Source organism: Aeromonas finlandensis (assembly GCF_000764645.1).
Lineage (GTDB): Bacteria > Pseudomonadota > Gammaproteobacteria > Enterobacterales > Aeromonadaceae > Aeromonas > Aeromonas finlandensis.
Map to the genome: position 1 here is coordinate 1 of NZ_JRGK01000018.1, position 20,961 is coordinate 20,961.

Sequence of the window (20,961 nt, forward strand, 5' to 3'; positions counted from 1 at the left end):
TCCCCCATCGAGCACATCGAGCAGCTGCGTAATCAGCTCAAGGACGATGGCGAGCTGGTGCTGGAGACGCTAGTGATTGACGGCGGTGTCAACGACGTGCTGGTGCCCACCGACCGTTACGGCAAGATGCGCAACGTCTGGTTTATCCCCTCAAGTAGCGCCCTCAAGTTGTGGGTCGAGCGCTGCGGTTTCACCGACGTGCGAATAGTAGACGAGAATATGACCAGCACCGACGAACAGCGTCGTACCGACTGGATGATTAATGAATCCCTGAGTGACTATCTGGACTCAGACAATCCGGCACTCACGGTAGAAGGACACCCGGCGCCGAAACGTGCCGTACTGATTGCCCGCAAGGCCAAAGACTAGCCGATGGCGATTCAGGAAGTTACACTGACCCAATTCCAGGAAGCACAGTTAAATGAATGACATGAAAAGCAAATTAAAAGGAATGACCCTGCTCTCCCTGCTTAGTCTCGGCGGGTGTGTCAATATGGAAAAAGCGCCTCAGGTTCCTGCTCTGACGCTGGCCGAGCTTCGTAGCGAACTCAACCAGAGCGAACAGCGCCTGCAAACATCCATGGAACAGCAACAGAAGCAGTATGTGCAGCAACAGCACCTGCTGGTTCAGCTCAACACAGATGTCACCAATATGAAAGAGTCCGTCAAACAAGTAGACCACAAGCTCGCCACCCTCCCCGCCGAACCGCCAAAACCGATGGCCGTTCCAGTGGAGAAGTGCCCGGCCCCCAATCAGGGCCACACCATTGATGGCAAGCTGATGGTGGGTGAAGCGGAGTGGATCTGGGTCGATGCCGCCAACGACGCCTTCCAGGCACGGGTCGATACCGGTGCGACCACCTCCTCCATCAGCGCGCAAGAGATCACCATTTTCGAGCGCAACGGCAAAAACTGGGTACGCTTCTTCCTGAGCCATCAGGATGTGGATGACAAGATCCAGATCGAAGCACCGCTGGTGCGCCACGTGCGGGTGCGTCAGGCCTCCGCCGATGACCTCGACCGCCGTCCGGTGGTCCGCTTGGCTGTGCGCATTGGCGACATGACCGAAAAAGCCGAATTTACCCTGAAAGATCGTAGCGACATGGCCTTCCCTGTGCTGTTGGGTCGCGAATTTTTGAAAGACATCGCCGTGGTTGATGTGGCCCGCGAATATATCCAACCCAAACCCAAGCTCAAGGATGTGAAATAATCCATGGTTTCCCGTAAGCCGTTCTATTTGCTGGTAGCCCTGCTGTACATTGTCGGCCTGGGGATGACGATTTATCACCATATCGCGTTGGACGTGCCGCTGACGCCCGGTGAAAAGCGCCAGATCTGGTCCATCGAAGCCAAGCTGGAGTTTGAAGCGACCGGGGATCCGGTGATCGCCTCTCTGGCCATTCCGGGCACCCAGCCCGGATTTACCCTGATGAACGAGAACGCCGCCAGCCCCGGCTACGGCCTCTCCTTTGTCGAGAAAGATGGCGATGCCCGCGCCGAGTGGTCCATTCGCACCGCGTCTGGCCGTCAGGAGCTCTACTACCGCGTCGACATGATGGCGGATGCCCATGCCAAACCGGCCGCCAATCCGCAGCCGCCCGCCATCGAGAAGCAAATCGAGAGTGAGCCTTACGCCACTGCGATGAAGCAGATCCTCGAGCGGGCCCAGGAGCGCTCTGCCGATGGCTACACCCTGACTCGCGAGATCATCAAGGAGATCGAGAAGCAGGAGCAGAACGCCGAGCTGCTGAAAAAGCACAAGAGCCGCGCCAACCTGATCGCCGAGCTGCTCAACAATGCTGACGTGCCGACCCGCGTGGTCCATGCACTGAACCTGGAAGATGGTCGCCGCCGCCAGGAGCTGGTGGATTACCTGCAGGTGTTCAACAGCCCGGCCGACTACAAGCTGTTCAACCCGCAAACCGGTGAACAGGGCCGTCCGGCCAACCTGCTGTTGTGGGAATACAACTCCGGCGCCCTGCTGGATGTAACCGGCGGTCACAACTCCCGCGTCAGCTTCTCGATGATCGAGCAAGAGCAACCGGTGAGCGTGGCGCTGGCCCAGAAGTTCGAAAAATCAGAGATGATGAACTTCTCCATCCACAGCCTGCCGCTGGAAGAGCAGACCCTGTTCAAGGGCTTGCTGCTGATCCCGATCGGCGTGCTGATGGTGGTGTTCCTGCGGGTTATCGTCGGTATCAAGACCTCCGGTACCTTTATGCCGGTGCTGATCGCCGTCGCCTTTATCCAGACCCAGCTGATCACCGGTCTGGTGGGCTTCCTGCTTATCGTGGGCACCGGTCTGGTGATCCGTTCCTACCTGTCGCGGCTCAACTTGCTGCTGGTTGCCCGAATATCGGCGATCATCATCATGGTTATCTCGATGATCGGTATCTTCTCCGCGTTTGCCTTCAAGCTGGGGCTGACTGATGGCATGAAGATCACCTTCTTCCCGATGATCATTCTTTCCTGGACCATCGAGCGGATGTCCATTCTGTGGGAAGAAGAGGGTCCGAAAGAGGTGTTCCGCCAGGGTGGTGGCTCTCTGCTGGTGGCCGTTATCGCCTATCTGGCGATGGACAACGAACTGATCCGTCACCTCACCTTCAACTTCCTCGGTCTGCAGCTGGTGCTGATGGCGACCGTGCTGTTGATGGGTAACTACACCGGCTACAAGCTGAGCGAACTGAAGCGCTTCAAGCCGCTGGTGGACGAGATGAAATCTGGTGCCACCCCGGGTAAGGACAAGTAACAGATGTGGTTCTGGGAAAAATATACCTCCCCGTGGAGCCTGTCACAGGCAGGCATCCTCGGCATGAACAAGCGCAACCACTCCTACATCAGCCGCTACAATCCGCGCAGCCTCTTTCCGCTGGTGGATGACAAGCTGCAGACCAAGCGCATTGCGCTGGATGCAGGGGTGACGGTGCCGGAACTGATCGGTACCATCCGTGCCCAGCACGACGTGGGCCGCATCACCGAGCTGGTGAAGGATTGGCCGGGTTTCTGTATCAAACCGGCCCGTGGTTCGGGCGGCAAGGGGATCCTGGTGATCCTGCGCCAGGAAGATGGCCTCTTCTACAAGCCCAACGGCAGTGCCTCCAACGGTCAGGATCTGGAGCGTCATGTCTCCAACATTCTGGCGGGGCTCTATTCACTCGGCGGCAAGCCCGACGTGGCGCTGGTGGAAGGCCTCATCAACTTCGATGATGTGTTCGACGGCTACTCCTTCGAAGGGGTACCCGATGCCCGGGTCATCATCTTCAAAGGTTTCCCGGTGATGGCGATGATGCGCCTCTCCACCGCCGCCTCGGACGGCAAGGCGAACCTGCACCAGGGCGCCGTGGGGGTGGGTCTGTGCCTGCGTACCGGTCGTGCCTTGCGGGCGGTGCAGTTTGGCAATCCGCTGCGTCACCACCCGGATACCGGTCTCGACCTCTATGAGCTCAAGGTGCCCCACTGGGATACCCTGCTCACCCTGGCCGCCTCCTGCTACGAGATGTCGGGTCTGGGTTATATCGGTACCGACATGGTGCTGGACAAGTTCCGCGGCCCCATGCTGCTGGAGCTCAACGCCCGTCCCGGTCTTGCCATCCAGATCGCCAACGGTCGCGGTCTGGTGCCCAATCTCAAGACCATCGAGAAGCTGGGTCAGGTGAAGATGAACGTCGAACAGCGGGTCAACTTCGCCAAAGAGCACTTCGGTATCTTTGAGGAATAACGCCTCAGCGGTTAAACAAAGCGCGCCCATGGCGCGCTTTTTTATGGCCTCTCTTCACCTGTCACCTCGCCCCTTGCCAGTGGCCAACAACATGGCCCCGAACCTCATCATATTGAGCCACAGACGATAAAAAGCGGAGTCCGCTGTTCACCCGTTTCGCCCTCGTGACGCAAGCCAAACCGGCCTAGATTGTTGCAAATTCAATCCAGAAAACTGTAGAACTGTTGCACTAGCGAAACACTCCAGCTATCAGCACCTCCCTGTACCCACCATAGTGAGTCAGAACCCAACCGCCGATCACCCGGTGAGACGCCACCTAACGGCATCTTCCGATAGGGGGTGGTGCAGCGGCGAGACGATCGTACTCCGCTGTTTAATGGGTTGGGGATGAGCAGAAGGCATAAAAAAACCGGCGCCTTGGCGCCGGTTCTTCAAGCAGAGTGCGACCCGATTACAGGGAGTCAGCATTCTCGGACAGGTACTTGGCAACGCCGTCCGGAGAGGCTTGCATACCTTTTTTGCCTTTTTCCCACTGAGCCGGGCACACTTCGCCGTGCTCTTCGTGGAATTGCAGGGCATCGACCATGCGCAGCATCTCATCGATGTTGCGGCCCAGCGGCAGATCGTTGACAACCTGGTGACGAACGACACCGTTCTTGTCGATCAGGAAGGAGCCACGGAACGCCACACCGGCTTCCGGATGCTCAACGTCATAGGCTTTGCAGATTTCGTGTTTCACGTCGGCGATCAGCGGGTACTTGACCTGACCGATACCACCATCTTCCACTTTGGTGTTGCGCCATGCATTGTGGGAGAACTGGGAATCGATGGAAACACCGATCACTTCCACGCCACGCTTCTGGAACTCTTCATAACGGTGATCAAAGGCAATCAGCTCGGACGGGCAGACGAAGGTGAAATCGAGCGGATAGAAGAAGACAACGGCAGCTTTGCCTTTGATGTGGGATGACAGGTTGAATGAATCAACGATCTCGCCATTACCCAGAACAGCAGCGGCGGTAAAATCGGGTGCGGGACGGCCTACCAATACCATATTCAATTCCTCTTTATGTGAAGTGAACAATCCGGTGAGGATTGGGCTACCTAGAGCCAAGTCCATCTAATTCAAGCGACAAACTATAGACCCGATGGTAGATTAGTAAATCAAATTAAATAGATAGCATTAATCGGTTTTTTCTATGCAACGTTGGCCCAGCCTCAAACAGCTGCAATATCTGGTTGCTCTCGACGAGCACAAGAACTTCAATCGCGCCGCCAAGGCCTGCCATGTCAGCCAGTCGACCCTGAGTACCGGGATCCAGACGCTGGAGGATATGATGAACCTGCAGCTGGTGGAGCGGGACCACAAGAGCTTCATTATGACCCCGGTCGGCATGGAAATCGTCGAGCGCGCTCGCAATTTGCTCTCCGATGCACGGGATCTGATGGAGCTCGGTCAACATCAGGGCGGCGTGATGCAAGGGACTGTGCGTCTGGGCTGCATCCCCACCATCGCCCCCTTCCTGCTCAGCAAGCTACTGAAAGAGTGCAGCAAGGCCTATCCTGACCTCGAATTGTTGCTGCGTGAAGACACCACCAGCAATCTGCTCAAGCAATTGGAACAGGGTCAGCTCGATCTGCTGATCCTCGCTCTGCCCATCGAGATCGGCGGTTTTCACTGCAAGACCGTCGGTCAGGATCCATTCCACATGGTGATGCCCGCCAGCATGGCGGCCGGTCTGCATACCCCGTTCGACTACAAGGAGCTGCCCAACCAGAGCATCTTCCTGCTGGAGCGGGAACACTGCCTCACCGAGCACGCGGTGAGCGCCTGCCGCCTGCGGGACAAGAGCAAGATCAACCCGTTCGCCGCCACCAGCCTGCACACTTTGGTGCAGATGGTGGAAGCGGGTCTTGGCACCACCTTCCTGCCACAAATGGCCATAGACGCAGGCATTCTCGCCAACTCCGATCTGGTGGCCATCCCGCTGCCGGGGGAGACCCCCTATCGCGAGATCGGGCTGGTCTGGCGCCCCAGCACCACCCGGGTGCAGACCTTCTACAAGCTGGCCGAGCTGCTCAAACCGCTGATCAGTCCCGCCTCCTGACCAGTGACGCCAGACCCCAAGCGCCAGCCACCGTGCTGGCGTTTTTTTGCAACAAAACGACCATTTTTGTCACACAGAGCTAGGTATCTGGCCAATACCTTGTTTATGATGGAAAAGTTGTCGTGCCGAACGTGTCCTGTCGCACCTGTTTTGCCACGTTTGTTCTGGAGAATGTGCCCTGATGTACCGTCCGTTGCTGCCCATCCTGCTGACTCTGCTGCTGGCCGCCTGCTCCAGCACGCCGGAGCCGCCTCCGGCCCCCCGGCAGAGCAGTGCCTTTGATGGCTTCTACCAGCAGTGGCGCGGTGTCCCTTACCGGATGGGCGGCGCCAGCCGCGCCGGGCTCGACTGCTCCGCCTTCACCCAGCTCGCCTACAACCAGGTGCTGGGCGTCAACCTGCCAAGAACCACCGAATCCCAGGCCAGTATCGGCAAACCGGTGGATCGCTACCGACTGCAACACGGGGATCTGGTCTTCTTCAAGACCGGCTGGCAGCAGTACCATGTGGGGGTCTATACCGGTGCCGGCGAGTTTATCCACGCCTCCACCAGCAAGGGGGTGATCCGCTCCCGCCTTGACAATGTCTACTGGAACAGCCGCTACTGGCAGGCACGCCGCCTGACCCAGTAACAGGCCACCGCTATCCTATCCAAACCGTCTCTCTCTGATCGGTGCGGTCAATCATTGTCGTCAGACAGGGGGAGATCGCCTCACTTATAACTCAATTGAACCCAAAGCCTGCATTTCCCATCATTTTGTGATAAGGTGATGGCCGATTTTTAACACTTTCGCCTTTTTTGCATACGCTAGCTGTCCAAATTGACAGTAACTGCAGGGCTGAAATTGCCAGATTAGGTGGCGGAAGTGAGCTGTGATGCAGTACCCCGGACGGACTGCCCACAGCTGCTGTATCAAGGGTTAAATGGATAAGGAGATCGTGCAATGAAACAGTATCAAAGCTGGCTGGGGCAATACCTGATGAGTCGCCGTGACGGTGACCACGCCATGGCATGCGAGATGGCGAGTTCCATCTGCGAGTTCTGGCAGCAACAGGGTGATGAAAACGAGCTGGACAAGTGGCAGCAGATTTACCAGAACCATCTGGAAAAGACCACCTGATCCCGACCGTCCCCTTGCTGCCAGCCATCAGGTGTTGGCAGCAAGGCCACTCGCTACCATCCGCTGACCCCTCTCCCCCTATTTTCCCGCTACGTTAAACCGCTACCTTCGTTAACTCGCGTTTTGCCGCCTGCATGTTGCTCTCTTGCGTAACAGCCTCTGCTCATTCCATCTCGGCAGCCATCCCCTGCGCCCAGTCGATAAAGGCCTGGATCTTGGGGCACTCGCGGTTGGGCAGGGTCGCCATGTAATAACGCTGCTCGCACTTGACCTCCAGCCCGGGGAAAGGGGCCACCAGCTCGTTGCGCGCCAACCGCTTGCTTACCAGATTCTTGCGCCCCATGGCGATACCGGCGTGATTCATGGCGGCGATGATGGCGAGATCCGAGCGATCAAAACCCATGCTCAGCTGGCATGCCTCGAGGCTGGCCCCGGCATGGCGAGCCCAGCAGCTCCACTCGTCGGTATCCGAGTCAAATCCCCACGCCTGCCGATCATGGAGCAGACGGCACAAGGACAAGTTGGCTGGATTGCCGACAAGCCCGTGCTGCTCGGCATATTCCGGGCTGCAGACCGGCAGCATGAACTCATCCATCAGCGGGTGGATGGCAAGCCGATCCGGGCTCTTCTCATCGAAATAGAGGGTCAAATCAATGCCATAACCGTGCAGGTTGATGTTCTCGTTGCCGGTGATGATATTGAGCTCGATCTGCGGATGCAGGCGGGAGAAGTCCGCCAGCCTTGGCACCAGCCAGCACTGGGCGATGGAGGGGCGCGAATAGATGGTGAGGGTGCCGGAGAGCTCCTGATTCTTGATCTCCAGGATCTCCTGATTGATGAACTCCAGCGAGGATTTGAGCGCCCAGAACACCCGCTGCCCCTCCGCAGTCAACACCACCTTGCGGTGAAAACGCTCAAAGAGCTTGAACCCCAGCTCCTCTTCCAGCGCGCTGATCCGGTGACTCACGGCACTGGGGCTCAACGACAGCTCATCGGCCGCCATGGCAAAGGATCCGTGACGGGCGGCCGCCTCGAAGGTATGCAGCTTGGCCAACTGGTAACCACTCAGCAGCTTGTTGCGCGATATGTAATTATCCCCGTTATACATTCATCCCCCTTTTCGCAATGGCCGTCGATGATACACCCGAAGGCCACCTTCAGGATGAGGTCAAAAGACCCAAATGATGTGATTTCGATAAATTGTGACCAATGCAGCGCCATTGCATCACCTCAGTTCACCCAAGAGACTGATTTCATCATTTGTCAGCCTCGCCTCATTTTCATTCAATAAGCGCATAAACAATCACACACAACAGATGTCGAGGCGCAGTATGAGTTCAGATGTATGGGTCATCGCTACCTTGCTAAGTAGCATCGTTCTTATCGTGGTCACCATAGTGAAGGGCAAGATCCACCCCTTTCTTGCCTTGCTGCTGGCCAGCTTCTATGTGGGCACCCTGATGGGGATGGATCCCCTCAAGATGGTCAGCGCCATGGAAGAGGGGATTGGCGGCACGCTCGGCTTTCTCGCCGCCGTCATCGGCCTTGGCACCATACTCGGCAAGATGATGGAGGTGTCGGGGGCGGCGGAGCGCATCGGCCTCACTCTACAGAGATGCCGCTGGCTCTCGCCGGATGTCATCATGGTGCTGGTTGGTCTGGTGTGCGGCATCACCCTGTTTGTCGAAGTCGGTGTGGTGCTGCTGATTCCGCTGGCCTTCTCCATCGCCCGCAAGACCAACACCTCGCTGCTCAAGCTGGCCATTCCGCTCTGCACCGCCCTGATGGCCGTGCACTGCATCGTACCGCCCCACCCGGCGGCCCTCTATGTCACCAATCAGCTGGGCGCTGATGTGGGTTCCGTCATCGTCTATGGCCTCGCAGTTGGGTTGTTTGCCTCGCTGGTAGGTGGCCCGCTATTTCTGAAGCTGCTGGGCAACCGGCTCCCGTTCAAGGGGGTCCCCGATGCCTTTGCCGACATCAAGGCGCGCGATGAGGCAACTCTCCCGACCCTGGGTGCTTCGCTCTTTACCGTGCTGCTGCCCATCCTGCTGATGCTGGCCAAGACGGTCGCCGAGCTCAACATGGATCACGCCAGCCACCTCTATACCGTGCTGGAGTTTATCGGCAACCCCATCACCGCCATGTTCATTGCCGCCTTCACCGCCTACTACGTGCTGGGGATCCGCCAGCAGATGAAGATGGAAGGGCTGCTCAACAAGACCGAGGAGTGCTTCTCCTCCATCGCCAATATCCTGCTCATTATCGGAGCGGGCGGCGCCTTCAACGGCGTACTCAAGGCGAGTGGGCTGGGCGATAGCCTGGCCACCATCCTCTCCCAGCTGGATATGCACCCCATTCTGCTGGCCTGGCTGGTGGCCATCGTGCTGCACGCCGCCGTGGGCTCTGCCACCGTGGCCATGATGGGCGCCACAGCTATCGTCTCCCCCATCATGGCGCACTACCCGGATATCAGCCCGGAGATCATGACCCTGGCCATCGGCTCCGGCGCCATTGGCTGCACCATGGTGACCGACTCCCTGTTCTGGCTGGTCAAGCAGTATTGCGGCGCCACCCTGAACGAAACGCTCAAGTACTACACCACCGCCACCTTTGTCGCCTCCCTGATGGCGCTGGCCGGTACCTTCCTGCTCTCCTGTATCGTGTAACAAGACCGAGAACACTATGAAAAACATCGACGTACAACAGCTCACAGCGCAATTTCCACTGGTGCAATCCCTGATCGCGCTTGAGCCAGTCAGCTGGTTCAATCCCAACACCACCACCCTGGCTGCCGGTCTGCCCTATGTGGGGCTCGATAACAACAATGTGGCGGACGCTTCCGCTCGTCTGGCCCGCTTCGCCCCCTACATGTGCGAAGCCTTCCCCGAGACCCGCGCCAGCAACGGTATTCTGGAGTCCGAGATCGCCGCCATTCCGGCGATGCAGCGCACCCTCAATGAGCGTTACGGGGTCGAAGTGACCGGCAAACTGCTGCTGAAAAAAGATAGTCACCTGCCCATCTCCGGCTCCATCAAGGCCCGTGGCGGTATCTACGAGGTGCTGACCCACGCCGAACAGCTGGCCATCAAGGCCGGACTACTCTGCGAAGAGGATGACTACCGCAAGCTCTTTAGCGAGGAGTTTCGCCAGTTCTTCAGCCAGTACAGCATCGCTGTGGGCTCCACCGGCAACCTTGGCATGTCCATCGGCATCATGAGCGCCAAGCTGGGCTTTACCGTCACCGTCCATATGTCGGCCGATGCACGGGAGTGGAAGAAGCGCAAGCTGCGCGAACATGGGGTGATCGTGGTCGAATATGCCGAAGATTACGGGGTGGCGGTGGAACAGGGTCGCAAAGAGGCCGAGCGCGACCCCAACTGCTTCTTTATCGATGACGAGAACTCCCGCACCCTGTTCCTCGGCTACTCGGTGGCCGGTGAGCGGGTGAAAAAGCAGTTCGACGAGATGGGCATCAAGGTGGATGCCGACCACCCGCTGTTCGTCTACCTCCCCTGCGGCGTCGGCGGCGGCCCGGGTGGCGTTGCCTTTGGCCTCAAGCTCGCCTTCGGTGACCATGTTCACTGTCTGTTTGCCGAGCCAACCCACTCCCCCTGCATGCTGCTGGGGGTCCACACCGGATTGCACGATGCCATTGCGGTGCAGGATCTGGGCATCGACAACCTCACCGCCGCCGATGGCCTCGCGGTAGGGCGCGCCTCCGGCTTCGTCGGTCGCGCCATGGAGCGACTGCTGGCGGGCTTCTACACCCTGAGCGATCAGGAGATGTACGACCTGCTGGGACTGCTGGCCGGCGAGGAGCAGATCAAGCTGGAGCCCTCAGCGCTGGCAGGCATGGCCGGTCCGTGGCGGGTGGCGGCCAATCCCGAGTGGCAAGTCGGGCGCGGTTTCGATGCCGCAACCATGGCCCGCGCCACCCATCTGGTATGGGCCACCGGCGGCGGCATGGTGCCCGCCGAGGAGATGGCAAAGTACCTGGCAAGCGCCAAGATCTAGGCTGTTTTGCCACATTTATCTGCAAATCAACCCGCCATCACGGCGGGTTTTCTGTTTTGGGAACAAGGGGATGGGGCTGATCCGTCGCAATCCGTGGCGACAATTTCCCCAAGTAGGTCAGTTTGTGCTAAAATGGCGCTCATTTTTTGACATCTCGCGTCACGTTCGCCGCCAGATTGCCCATCAGGTTATCTGGCCGGGTCGTGACTCTGCACCATCATGCCTGATGATGTTACCCCCGTGGCGAGCCGACAGGTTTCCGTCAAGGTGGGCACCATCGAGAGCACATGAGATAAGGAGATCGGGTAATGAAACAATATCAAAGCTGGCTGGGAGATTATCTGACGAGTCGTCGCGACGGAGATCACGCGATGGCCTCGGAACTTGCCAACACCATCTGCGCCTTCTGGAAGGCACAGGGCGATGAAGCAGAAACCAGCAAATGGCAACAACGCTATCAGCAACACGTAGAGCAGGCGCAATAAGCCCCTTCGCTCTTCACCGATAAAAAAACCGGCGCTCATGGCGCCGGTTTTGCATTTCTGACCATCAACCGACATTACATCTGGTCGATCATGTCCTGAGCAAACTGGGAGCAGGAGCGCAGAGTGGCCCCTTCCATCAGACGCTCGAAGTCATAGGTAACGGTCTTGTTGGCGATGGCCGCTTCCATCCCCTTGATGATGAGATCGGCCGCTTCAACCCAGCCCATGTGGCGCAGCATCATCTCGGCAGAGAGGATGAGTGAGCCCGGGTTGACCTTGTCCTGACCGGCATATTTCGGCGCAGTACCGTGGGTCGCTTCGAACAGGGCCACGCCGTCACCGATATTGGCGCCCGGTGCGATACCTATACCGCCCACCTGAGCGGCCAGCGCATCGGAGATGTAGTCGCCGTTGAGGTTCATACAGGCGATGACGTCATACTCGGCCGGACGCAGCAGGATCTGCTGCAGGAAGGCATCGGCGATGACATCCTTGACCACGATGGTCTTGCCGGTTTTCGGGTTCTTGAAGGAGCACCAGGGGCCGCCGTCAATCAGCTGGGCACCGTACTCGTTCTGGGCCAGGGCATAACCCCAATCCTTGAAGGCACCTTCGGTGAACTTCATGATGTTGCCCTTGTGCACCAGGGTCACGGAGTCGCGATCGTTGTCGATGGCATACTCGATGGCGGCACGCACCAGACGCTCGGTACCGGCCTTGGACATCGGCTTGATGCCGATACCGCAAGACTCGGGGAAGCGAATTTTCTTCACGCCCATCTCGTTTTGCAGGAAGGCGATCACCTTGTTCGCTTCAGCGCTGTCGGCCTTCCACTCGATACCGGCATAGATGTCTTCGGCGTTTTCGCGGAAGATCACCATGTCAGTCAGATCCGGACGCTTGACCGGGCTCGGGGTCCCTTCGTAGTAACGGACCGGGCGCAGGCAGATGTAGAGATCCAGCTCCTGACGCAGGGCCACGTTGAGGGAGCGAATACCGCCGCCGACCGGCGTGGTCAGCGGGCCCTTGATGGCCACGCAATATTCACGAATGAAATCCAGGGTTTCGGCCGGCAGCCAGGCCCCTTCGCCATAGACATGAGTCGACTTCTCGCCGGTGTAGATCTCCATCCAGGCGATCTTGCGCTCGCCCTTGTAGGCTTTCTCGACCGCAGCATTCACCACATTCAACATGGCCGGGGTTACGTCAACACCGATGCCATCCCCTTCGATAAACGGAATGATCGGATGGTTGGGAACCTGCAGCTTGCCGTTGGCATCAACTGTGATTTTCTGACCCTGGGTCGGGATTACTACTTTGCTTTCCATCGGCATCTCCTAACTTCCGTTTGTTATCAACTTGTTTGTTGCGCGCGGCCATCTTAGCCCATTCATTTTCATAATAAAACGACAAGCAAGCATGTCAGACCAAAGAGGTAGCCACCCACCAGTGCGCCGTTACAACGCCTCCCAGACCCCGTCCCGTTATCCCTCCAGCTCGCTGGCCGCCGCCTGCGGCTGGCTCAGGGAGCGGTACTGGGAAGGGGTCAACCCGGTCTTCTGTTTGAACACCCGACAGAAGTAGTTCACGTCGGTAAACCCGCAGCGATTGGCCACCTCTTCGAGGCGAAAGCGATACTTCTTGAGCATGAACTTGGCCCGCTCCAGCCGTACCCAGCTGATGTAGTCCGCCAGCCGCATATGCCCCTGCTGGCGGAACAAGCGGGAGAGGTGGCTGGGGGAGAGATTGAAGCGGGCGGCAATGCATTCGCGGCTGATGGGGCGATGAAAGTTTTCCTGAATGTAGATGCAGATGCCGTGGAAGAGATCGGAGCCGCGCGGACGACCGCTCTCCGACTCCACCAGCAACTGCCGCGAGTAACTGAGCAGCGCCTGCAGCAGGTGATTGTCCATCGGCGCCCTTACCTGCTCCTGCGCCAGAGTGTTGAGGGAGAGCAGGATATGATCGAGCGCCCGCCCCGCCCCGGCCTGAATACTGTGCTTTTGCACATCAAAAAAGCCGGTGTCCCCCTTGTGCTTGCTCACCAGACTGAACCCTATCTGGCGCTTGCCAAACAACAGGCTGAGCACGGAACAGTCGTTGTCCCAGTCCGGCTTGTTCCAGCCGTTGGGGGGAATGTACATCGCCTCCCGCTGCCCCATCTGTACCGACTGCACATCCCCCTCCGGGGACCAGATCTGGTTGAGATAGTGGCCACTGAATACCAGCTCGAGACGCGGGAAGTTGACCTGATAACTGAAGCAGGGAGGCACCCCTTTGTCAGAGGCAAACAACACCTTCTCAAAGCCTTCCCCCTCACTTAGAAAGCCATCCAACAGCTGGGTAAAGATGATACTCATGAATGATCCTGATCAAGATGCAGAGAGCAACCGATTGCGGTGCGCTGCCCCTGCCATGCTATAGTCCGCGCCAGACTGAAATTCCCAAAAAAATCGTTCTGATACAAGGAGCCATCCATGAGCTACCCGCCGTTTTTTCTAATGTGCAACCCGATCCAGGATTATGTCTGGGGCAGTCGTGACTCCCTGACCAAGCTGTTTGGCATCGCCAATTCCGAGGGCAAACCACAAGCAGAACTGTGGATGGGCGCTCACCCCAATGGCTGCTCCGAAGTGACGCTGGCGGGCGAGAGCGTGAAGCTTTCCAGCCTGATTGAAGCCAACCCCGTCGCCATGCTGGGCGAAGCCACCCAGGCGCGCTTCGGCTCACTCCCCTTCCTGTTCAAGGTGCTCTGCGCCGAGCAAGCGCTCTCCATTCAGGTGCACCCGAGCAAGGCCCAGGCCGAAGCGGGCTTTGCCAAAGAAGAGGCCGCTGGCATCGATATCAAGGCGAGCAACCGCAACTACAAGGACCCGAACCACAAGCCGGAGCTGGTCTTTGCCCTCACCCGCTATCAGGCGATGAACGGCTTTCGCGCCATCCCGGCCATCCTGGCCCTGTTCGATCGGATGGCGCTGCCTGCACTGACCGACCTGACCACGGCGCTGCGCCAGTCACAGGATGAGGCTGGCTTGCAGCACTTCTTCCACCAGCTGCTGATCCTCTGCGGTGCGCGCAAGGATGAGGCGCTGGCTGGCCTGCTGACTTATGCCGCTGCCCATCAGGATGAAGAGACCTTCGCCACCATCAGCAATCTGGCCAACCAGTACCCGGGGGATGTGGGGCTCTTCTCACCGCTGCTGCTCAACGTGGTGACGCTTGAGCCAGGTCAGGCGATGTTCCTCGATGCCCAGACCCCTCACGCCTACATTCACGGCACTGGCCTCGAGATCATGGCCAACTCCGACAACGTGCTGCGCGCAGGGCTCACCCCCAAATACATGGATGTGCCGGAGCTGCTGGCCTGCACCCGCTGTGTCGCCAAACCGGACGACCAGATCCTGCTTAGCCCGCGCATGGAAGGCGCAGTACAGCACTTCGACGTGCCGGTACCGGACTTCACCTTCAGCGTCTATGGTGCAGGGGAACATGCCCTGACCACCGGCAATGCCGAGATCCTGTTTGCTATCGATGGGCCCATCACTCTCATTGGCCAACATGATGAGCATCTGACACTGACCGTCGGGCAATCTGCCTTTGTGCCCGCCAGCACCGGCGATTATCGCGTGATAGCTGAAGGGCGTTTTGCCCGCGCCAGCAACCGCTGATCCTGGTAGGCCATCGGCTCACCACCGTCTGTTCAGAGGGCCCTTCAGGGCCCTTTTTTCCAGCTCATCTGACCACATGGGTGCGGGTACGGCTCACAAAGTTGGTCATTTAACCCAACGCCGAAGAATAACACGTTGACTTATAATGATTAATATCATTTGGCCTCCGTGGTCACGCCACCCTGCGGTTATGCGAGCCAGCTCACACCCTTCCGCAACAGTCATAAAAATCCAGTTAATGCCATTTTTTTCCTCTGTCCCCGGATATTAATCAAAGAAATAATAGAAACCGTTAATTTACAGGCAGCGGGAATAAAGCTTCAGACTATTTATATATGCAAGGTGTAACGACAGTTCCGATATTCATTTAAGTCGTGGAAGGTCGATTATTTTCAAATCAGGCCATTGCTGCCTGTTATTTTCCTGCGCTTTTATTTTCCGCCTGTATGGCCAGATCGTTTTCATTATCCATTTTATCTGGCTGATATTTGCCCCTGTCACCCTCTATATCCAGTGATAGCCGGGCAATACATGCAGATGGCCCTCTCGTCCGGCAGATATTCATTGGCTGAACCGGCAACTGCATTATCGGTTTTTATACGTTCGATACCCTACATCCATTAACCTGTGGCGACAAATATGAAACTGAAACGTTCTCTACTTGCGTGTGCCGTACTGGCTGGTCTGGTTGGTATATCCGGTTGTCAAAATGACTCAGATACCGCTGGCGATAACAATAACGAGACCAGCGTCTCCCGTTACGTCAATCCGTTTATCGGCACAGGGAATCTGGGCAACACCTACCCCGGTGCCACCACCCCGCACGGCATGGTGCAGCTTTCGCCCAACAACGGCGCCAATGGCTGGGAATATATCTCCGGCTATTACTACCACGACAACCGCCTCGCCGGGTTTTCTCACACCCACCTCTCGGGGGCCGGAGCCGGGGATCTCAACGATATTCTGGTGATGCCGATCAACTCCCGCTCCAATTTCATGCTGAACGAGGGGTCGGCCTCCCTCAATCTGGAGGCCTCCCGTTACAGCCACAAGGATGAAGAGGCGACGGCGGGCTACTACAAGGTCACTCTGAAGGATTACGGCATCAAGGCCGAGCTGACCGCCTCGGATCGGGTAGGTGTTCATCGCTACACCTTCCCGCAGGATAAAAAATCACAAATCGTGGTCAACCTCGGCTTCAAGGTCAACTGGGACTACACCTCAGACTCCTATCTGAAATGGGACAAAACCCACAACCGGATCGAGGGCCATCGCTTCTCTGACGGCTGGGCCCCCAGCCAGAAAGAGTTCTTCGTGATGGAGTTCGACCAGCCCATCAAAACTATCCGCTTCGCCTACTTCGACAAAGAGCAGAACCGCTATATGGATCTGCCGGAAGGCACCACCGAGATCGGCAACGAGACCCGTGGCAAATATCAGTACGCTCGCGCCTATGTGGAGTTTGATACCGCAGATAAGGGTCTGGCCGTGGAGGCCAAGGTGGCCCTCTCCAACGTCGAGATCGGCCGGGATGGCAACGCTGGCGCCTCCCTCAACATGACCGAAGTGGCCAACATGTCGTTTGACGATGTCCGTCAGGCCGCCACTAAAAAATGGGAAGATGAGCTGGGCAAGATCCGGGTCAGCGGGGATGAGGAGTACAAGCAGACCTTCTATACCGCGCTCTACCACACCTATCTGGGCCAGACCATCCACTCCGATCTGGACGGGCGCTACCGCCAGGTGCATCAGGGGCGCAATGCCTACCCGGATGGCAACACGCCGTGGGGCGAGCAGATCGACACCCTCAAGGAGTCGGTACGCACCGCCGATGCCAACCGGGATGGCAAAGCGGACTTTACCCGTTACGACACCTTCTCCCTGTGGGACACCTACCGCGCAGTACAACCCCTCTCGTCACTGCTGGAGCCGGATCGCCTCGCCGATGTGGTGCTCTCCATGCTCTCTTACGCCGAGGAGGAGTGGATGGACGATCTGGGCAACCTGCGCAAGGGCAGATTGCCGGAGTGGACCTTCAAGGGTAACGAGACCGGCATGATGATGGGGATGCACTCCACCCCGGTGATCCACGATGTGCTCTCCAAAGGCTCGCTGGACAGACGGATGATCGCCCTGGGCTTCAGCGATGCGGAACGTCAGGAGATCAAGGAGCGACTGGTGACTGCCATGATCACCGATGCCCGCGCATCCACCAGCCAGGGGGTCGCCTGGATCAAGGAGTACGAACAGCAGGGCTATGTGCCTGCCCAGTTGCACGACACGCCGCCGACCAATGACTGGGAATCACACTCCCCCTTCAAGGATGCCTGGACCTCCTCCTACTCGCTGGAGTACTCCATGGATGACTGGGCGATCGCCCAATCGATCAAGGCGGTGTTTGGCGAAAGTGACCCCCGCTATCAGGAGTTTGCCGATCGCTCCAAGAACTGGCAGGCGCAATTTGACTTTGGTGGCAAGCAGTACAAGGGGTGGTTCAAGGCCCGCGACTACGATGGCAAGTTCATCGATGCCGGTTGGGTCGACCCGAAAACCGGGCGGGCAGTGGGCAAGGATTGGCGCCCGGACATGTTTAACTGGTCATTCGCCGAGTCCAACGGCTGGCAATACGCCTTCAGCGTGCAGCATGACATCCACGGTCTGGTCGATCTGATGACCCGTTTCGATCAGACCCAGAATCCTCAGGCCAAACGGGGCGAGCTGTTTGCCAAGCGGCTGGACGAGTACTGGACCACCTACCCGGATCGCAACGCCGGCGACAACCAGTTCCCGGTATTCAACACCGGTAACGTGGGTCAGCATGTGCAGGGCAACGAACCGGATATCCATGTGCCCTACCTTTACAACTACGTAGGGCAACCCTGGAAGGGACAGGCCGCCATCGCGGCAGCCACCAACGTCTGCTACAAGAACACCCCGGACGGCATCTGTGGCAACGATGACTTTGGCACCCTCTCTGCCTGGTTCGTGTTCCGGGCGCTGGGCTTCTTCCCGGTCAATGCCTCCTCCGGCATCTACGAGATTGGCACCCCCATGTTCGACACCGCCTCGCTCGATGTAGGGGCTGGCAAACAGTTCACCGTCACGGCCCAGAACGTCAGCCGCGACAACATCTACATCCAGTCTGCTCGCCTCAATGGCAGCGAGTTCAATCGCAGCTACCTCACCCATGAGGAGATCCTGAGTGGTGGCAAGCTTGAATTCGTCATGGGCGATAGCCCCAACCAGAACTGGGCCAGCCAGCCGGAAGATCTGCCGCCCGCGCAAGGTATCGGCAACTTCCTGCACGAAGGCGACCTGCCTGCCGGTTCCCGTTAATCACCTTCGGGGGAGGGTTCCCTCCCCCCTCATCACTCAATAAATGGAATGCCCATGTTCAAGCGCAACTTCATCTCCCTTGCCGTTATTGTCGGCCTGACTGGCGGTATCGCCGGCTGTACTGACGAGGAAGAGTCAACCTCGATCGAGATCCCCGTTACCCCGATTGTCGACCTGTCAGTGCTCAACTATGTCAATCCCATGATAGGTACCGCCGCCTCCGGCCACACCTTCCCCGGTGCCACCCGCCCTGCCGGCATGGTGCAGCTCTCGCCGGATACCTTTATTGGCTCCAACACCGATCATGAGAGCGGGCTCAACCCCTGGCACTCAGCCTCCGGCTACTGGGACTCCTCCAATTACCTCACGGGCGAGATCGTCGCGACCGATGTCCCGCTCTACGGCTTCTCCCATACCCATCTCTCCGGCACCGGCGCCACCGATCTGGGCGACATTCTGGTACTGCCCTACGCCGAGATGGCCGACGCCCAGATAAACGCCTTTGACAAAACCAACGAGCAAGCCAGCGCCGGTTATTACAAAACCAGGCTGAACAAAGGGGGGATTGAGGTTGAGTTGACCACCACCAAACGGGTCGGTTTGCACAAGTACACCTTTGCCAAGGGGGCGGATCGCAATGTGAAATTCGATCTGGGCCACACCCTGCTGAACAACAACGGCCAGTCGCTCAAAAACAAAATCGAAGTGGTGGATGAGTACACCCTTCGCGGCCGCAAAACCTCCACTGGCTGGTTCCAGGGCCAGAACCATCAGGGCCAGAACATCTTCTTCTACGCCAAATTCAGCCAGCCAGTGGCCAAGGCCATGCTGGGCGAGCAGGACAAGATGCCGACCCGGGAGATGCGCCCCAACAGCGTCTATCAAGGGGATGACCTGACCGCCTACCTCAATTTTGGCCAGGGTGACCAACCGCTCGAGATCCGGGTCGGCATCTCGGCGGTGAGCTGGCAAGGGGCGCAGAAAAATCTGGAGGCCGAAGCCCCCACCTTTGACTTTGCCAAGGTGAAAGCCGAGGCCGAATATGCCTGGGCCGACAAGCTGACCAAGATCCGCGCGCAGGGCGGCACGCAGACCGAGAAGACCAACTTCTACACCGCCCTCTACCACATGATGATCGCCCCCATCGAGCTCTTCGACGTGGATGGCAAGTATCTTGATATGCAGGGCACCCTGCGCACCCTGCAGCCTGGCGATACCCCCAACTACTCCATCTACTCGACCTGGGACACCTTCCGCGCCGTTCACCCCATGTGGACCATCATGGACCCGCCGCAGGCGACCCTCTACGCCAAGGATCTGATCCGCAAATCCAACGTGGAGTTCGGCCTGCTGCCCAAGTGGGAAGGGCACGGCTCGGAAACCGGCACCATGATCGGCTACCCCTCGGCGGCCATCCTTGCCGATGCAGTGACCAAGGGGCTGATCGATGCGCAAGAGGCGCTGCAAGCCTCGGTCAAATCGGCACACTACCGGCCTGCCGATTACCCGCAGATCCATGACGACATTCTGAGCTCGCTGATGGCCGGTCAGCTCAGCTATCACGAGAAAGAGCAGTGCGTCCGTTATCCCAACTGGAACTCGGTCTCCTACTCGCTGGAGTTCTCTTTCTACGACTGGACCATCGCCGAGATGGCGAAAGCCGCGGGGGACATGACCACCTATCAAGAGTTCAAGGCGCGCTCCTACAACTCCCTCAAGCATTGGGATCCCCAGGCTGGCAATGCCGATGGCAAGGGCTTCTTCGTGCCGACCGAGCTGAAAAACGGTGATCCGTGCGCCCTGAAATACGCGGCGGCCGATTTCGATCCCTACAAGTCGGATGCCTTCTACTACACCGAGGGCAACGCCTGGCAGTGGCAGTGGTCCTTCATGCAGGATCTCGACAAGCTGACCGAGATCATGGGCGGCCAGCAGGGGCTGAACGACAAGCTTAACAACCTGTTCAACGCCGATCCCAACGGGGGTGAGGCACATCAGGACATGACCGGTTACATCGGGCAGTACATTCACGGCAACGAGCCCTCCCACCACGTCATCTATCTCTACAACCGCACCGCCCAGCCCTGGAAAGCGCAGGAGTACCTCGACCGGGTCTACAAGGAGTTCTACAAAACCACCCCGGATGGTCTGATCGGCAATGAAGACGTCGGCCAGATGTCGGCTTGGTACATCATGAGCGCCATGGGCTTTTATCAAATCGCCCCGGGCGACCCGACCTACACCATCGGTCGTCCCATCTTTGACAAGGTCACCATCAACCTGCCCAACGGTCAGTTCAACGTGGTGGCGCAGAACAATGGTCCGGACAACCTCTATGTCAAAGAGGTCACCATCAATGGCAAGCCACTCAACCAGTACAACACCTTCGCCCACAGCGAGATCCGTCCCGGTGGTGAACTGCGTTTTGTGATGACCAACCAGAAACCAACCCCGTAACGCCACCCGCGGCAAGCCACCCGGCTTGCCGCGTGTTCATATCCGGTAT

At 58.2% G+C, this 20,961-nt stretch carries 17 protein-coding genes; 13 read left to right on the forward strand and 4 right to left on the reverse strand.

All coding sequences use genetic code 11. From position 1 onward, the window contains the following. The 4 genes from LD28_RS0101325 to LD28_RS0101340 all read left to right on the forward strand — a co-directional run. The coding region (locus tag LD28_RS0101325; protein ID WP_033135237.1) for a DUF1698 domain-containing protein at positions 1-369 on the forward strand (369 nt) is incomplete at its 5' end. A 52-nt stretch (positions 370-421) separates the two neighbouring features. Then, positions 422-1,210: an ATP-dependent zinc protease family protein gene (locus LD28_RS0101330; RefSeq protein ID WP_033135238.1), complete on the forward strand. Its 789-nt coding sequence runs from the start codon at positions 422-424 to the stop codon at positions 1,208-1,210. Positions 1,211-1,213: 3 nt separating this feature from the next. Continuing rightward, positions 1,214-2,752, forward strand: coding sequence for an inactive transglutaminase family protein (locus LD28_RS0101335; protein ID WP_033135239.1), 1,539 nt, complete (start codon positions 1,214-1,216; stop codon positions 2,750-2,752). A 3-nt stretch (positions 2,753-2,755) separates the two neighbouring features. Next, positions 2,756-3,721, forward strand: a complete 966-nt coding sequence (locus LD28_RS0101340) for an alpha-L-glutamate ligase-like protein (RefSeq protein WP_033135240.1) — start codon at positions 2,756-2,758, stop codon at positions 3,719-3,721. A gap of 451 nt (positions 3,722-4,172) precedes the next feature. Here the strand turns inward: LD28_RS0101340 and LD28_RS0101345 are convergent, their stop codons facing one another. Then, entirely contained in the window at positions 4,173-4,775 is a 603-nt protein-coding gene (locus LD28_RS0101345; protein ID WP_005337701.1) for a peroxiredoxin C, read from the reverse strand. Positions 4,776-4,920: 145 nt separating this feature from the next. Here LD28_RS0101345 and LD28_RS0101350 point away from each other — a divergent pair, with 145 nt between their 5' ends. The 3 genes from LD28_RS0101350 (at position 4,921) to LD28_RS23515 (ending at position 6,949) form a co-directional block, all read left to right on the forward strand. Then, positions 4,921-5,829 (forward strand): hydrogen peroxide-inducible genes activator, encoded by a 909-nt coding sequence (locus LD28_RS0101350; protein WP_033135241.1) that lies wholly within the window; start codon positions 4,921-4,923, stop codon positions 5,827-5,829. Between the two features lie 181 nt (positions 5,830-6,010). Further along, positions 6,011-6,460, forward strand: coding sequence for a C40 family peptidase (locus LD28_RS0101355; RefSeq protein ID WP_033135242.1), 450 nt, complete (start codon positions 6,011-6,013; stop codon positions 6,458-6,460). A 312-nt stretch (positions 6,461-6,772) separates the two neighbouring features. Beyond that, positions 6,773-6,949, forward strand: a complete 177-nt coding sequence (locus LD28_RS23515; RefSeq protein WP_005337704.1) for a hypothetical protein — start codon at positions 6,773-6,775, stop codon at positions 6,947-6,949. A 163-nt stretch (positions 6,950-7,112) separates the two neighbouring features. Here LD28_RS23515 and dsdC read toward each other — a convergent pair whose 3' ends face one another. Beyond that, the gene (gene dsdC, locus LD28_RS0101360; RefSeq protein WP_033135243.1) at positions 7,113-8,057 is read right to left on the reverse strand and encodes a DNA-binding transcriptional regulator DsdC; all 945 of its coding nucleotides are present in this window, start codon (positions 8,055-8,057) and stop codon (positions 7,113-7,115) included. A gap of 223 nt (positions 8,058-8,280) precedes the next feature. Between dsdC and dsdX the strand changes: the two genes are divergently transcribed. From dsdX to LD28_RS23520, 3 genes are all read left to right on the forward strand, one after another. Then, the gene (gene dsdX / locus LD28_RS0101365) at positions 8,281-9,618 is read left to right on the forward strand and encodes a D-serine transporter DsdX (RefSeq protein ID WP_033135244.1); all 1,338 of its coding nucleotides are present in this window, start codon (positions 8,281-8,283) and stop codon (positions 9,616-9,618) included. A 16-nt stretch (positions 9,619-9,634) separates the two neighbouring features. After that, positions 9,635-10,966, forward strand: coding sequence for a D-serine ammonia-lyase (locus LD28_RS0101370; RefSeq protein WP_033135245.1), 1,332 nt, complete (start codon positions 9,635-9,637; stop codon positions 10,964-10,966). A 308-nt stretch (positions 10,967-11,274) separates the two neighbouring features. Continuing rightward, the gene (locus LD28_RS23520) at positions 11,275-11,451 is read left to right on the forward strand and encodes a hypothetical protein (RefSeq protein ID WP_156120070.1); all 177 of its coding nucleotides are present in this window, start codon (positions 11,275-11,277) and stop codon (positions 11,449-11,451) included. Positions 11,452-11,525: 74 nt separating this feature from the next. On the opposite strand, the gene icd is transcribed toward LD28_RS23520, so the two are convergent. Both icd and LD28_RS0101380 read right to left on the reverse strand, forming a co-directional pair. Then, positions 11,526-12,779, reverse strand: coding sequence for an NADP-dependent isocitrate dehydrogenase (gene icd / locus LD28_RS0101375; protein ID WP_033135246.1), 1,254 nt, complete (start codon positions 12,777-12,779; stop codon positions 11,526-11,528). Between the two features lie 156 nt (positions 12,780-12,935). After that, entirely contained in the window at positions 12,936-13,811 is an 876-nt protein-coding gene (locus LD28_RS0101380) for an AraC family transcriptional regulator (RefSeq protein WP_033135247.1), read from the reverse strand. A gap of 117 nt (positions 13,812-13,928) precedes the next feature. On the opposite strand from LD28_RS0101380, the gene manA reads away from it, so the two are divergent. The 3 genes from manA (at position 13,929) to LD28_RS0101395 (ending at position 20,912) form a co-directional block, all read left to right on the forward strand. Next, positions 13,929-15,119: a mannose-6-phosphate isomerase, class I gene (manA, locus tag LD28_RS0101385; RefSeq protein ID WP_033135248.1), complete on the forward strand. Its 1,191-nt coding sequence runs from the start codon at positions 13,929-13,931 to the stop codon at positions 15,117-15,119. A 639-nt stretch (positions 15,120-15,758) separates the two neighbouring features. After that, positions 15,759-18,455 (forward strand): GH92 family glycosyl hydrolase, encoded by a 2,697-nt coding sequence (locus LD28_RS0101390; protein WP_033135249.1) that lies wholly within the window; start codon positions 15,759-15,761, stop codon positions 18,453-18,455. Between the two features lie 54 nt (positions 18,456-18,509). Beyond that, positions 18,510-20,912 (forward strand): GH92 family glycosyl hydrolase, encoded by a 2,403-nt coding sequence (locus tag LD28_RS0101395; RefSeq protein WP_033135250.1) that lies wholly within the window; start codon positions 18,510-18,512, stop codon positions 20,910-20,912. Positions 20,913-20,961 lie beyond the last annotated feature (49 nt).

Excerpts from the sequence above, each read along its gene's own strand:
- LD28_RS0101330 (WP_033135238.1), top strand. The coding sequence starts at position 422 with ATGAATGACATGAAAAGCAAATTAAAAGGAATGACCCTGCTCTCCCTG.
- LD28_RS0101335 (WP_033135239.1), top strand. The coding sequence starts at position 1,214 with ATGGTTTCCCGTAAGCCGTTCTATTTGCTGGTAGCCCTGCTGTACATT.
- LD28_RS0101340 (WP_033135240.1), top strand. The coding sequence starts at position 2,756 with ATGTGGTTCTGGGAAAAATATACCTCCCCGTGGAGCCTGTCACAGGCA.
- LD28_RS0101345 (WP_005337701.1), bottom strand. The coding sequence starts at position 4,775 with ATGGTATTGGTAGGCCGTCCCGCACCCGATTTTACCGCCGCTGCTGTT.
- LD28_RS0101350 (WP_033135241.1), top strand. The coding sequence starts at position 4,921 with ATGCAACGTTGGCCCAGCCTCAAACAGCTGCAATATCTGGTTGCTCTC.
- LD28_RS0101355 (WP_033135242.1), top strand. The coding sequence starts at position 6,011 with ATGTACCGTCCGTTGCTGCCCATCCTGCTGACTCTGCTGCTGGCCGCC.
- LD28_RS23515 (WP_005337704.1), top strand. The coding sequence starts at position 6,773 with ATGAAACAGTATCAAAGCTGGCTGGGGCAATACCTGATGAGTCGCCGT.
- dsdC (WP_033135243.1), bottom strand. The coding sequence starts at position 8,057 with ATGTATAACGGGGATAATTACATATCGCGCAACAAGCTGCTGAGTGGT.
- dsdX (WP_033135244.1), top strand. The coding sequence starts at position 8,281 with ATGAGTTCAGATGTATGGGTCATCGCTACCTTGCTAAGTAGCATCGTT.
- LD28_RS0101370 (WP_033135245.1), top strand. The coding sequence starts at position 9,635 with ATGAAAAACATCGACGTACAACAGCTCACAGCGCAATTTCCACTGGTG.
- LD28_RS23520 (WP_156120070.1), top strand. The coding sequence starts at position 11,275 with ATGAAACAATATCAAAGCTGGCTGGGAGATTATCTGACGAGTCGTCGC.
- icd (WP_033135246.1), bottom strand. The coding sequence starts at position 12,779 with ATGGAAAGCAAAGTAGTAATCCCGACCCAGGGTCAGAAAATCACAGTT.
- LD28_RS0101380 (WP_033135247.1), bottom strand. The coding sequence starts at position 13,811 with ATGAGTATCATCTTTACCCAGCTGTTGGATGGCTTTCTAAGTGAGGGG.
- manA (WP_033135248.1), top strand. The coding sequence starts at position 13,929 with ATGAGCTACCCGCCGTTTTTTCTAATGTGCAACCCGATCCAGGATTAT.
- LD28_RS0101390 (WP_033135249.1), top strand. The coding sequence starts at position 15,759 with ATGAAACTGAAACGTTCTCTACTTGCGTGTGCCGTACTGGCTGGTCTG.
- LD28_RS0101395 (WP_033135250.1), top strand. The coding sequence starts at position 18,510 with ATGTTCAAGCGCAACTTCATCTCCCTTGCCGTTATTGTCGGCCTGACT.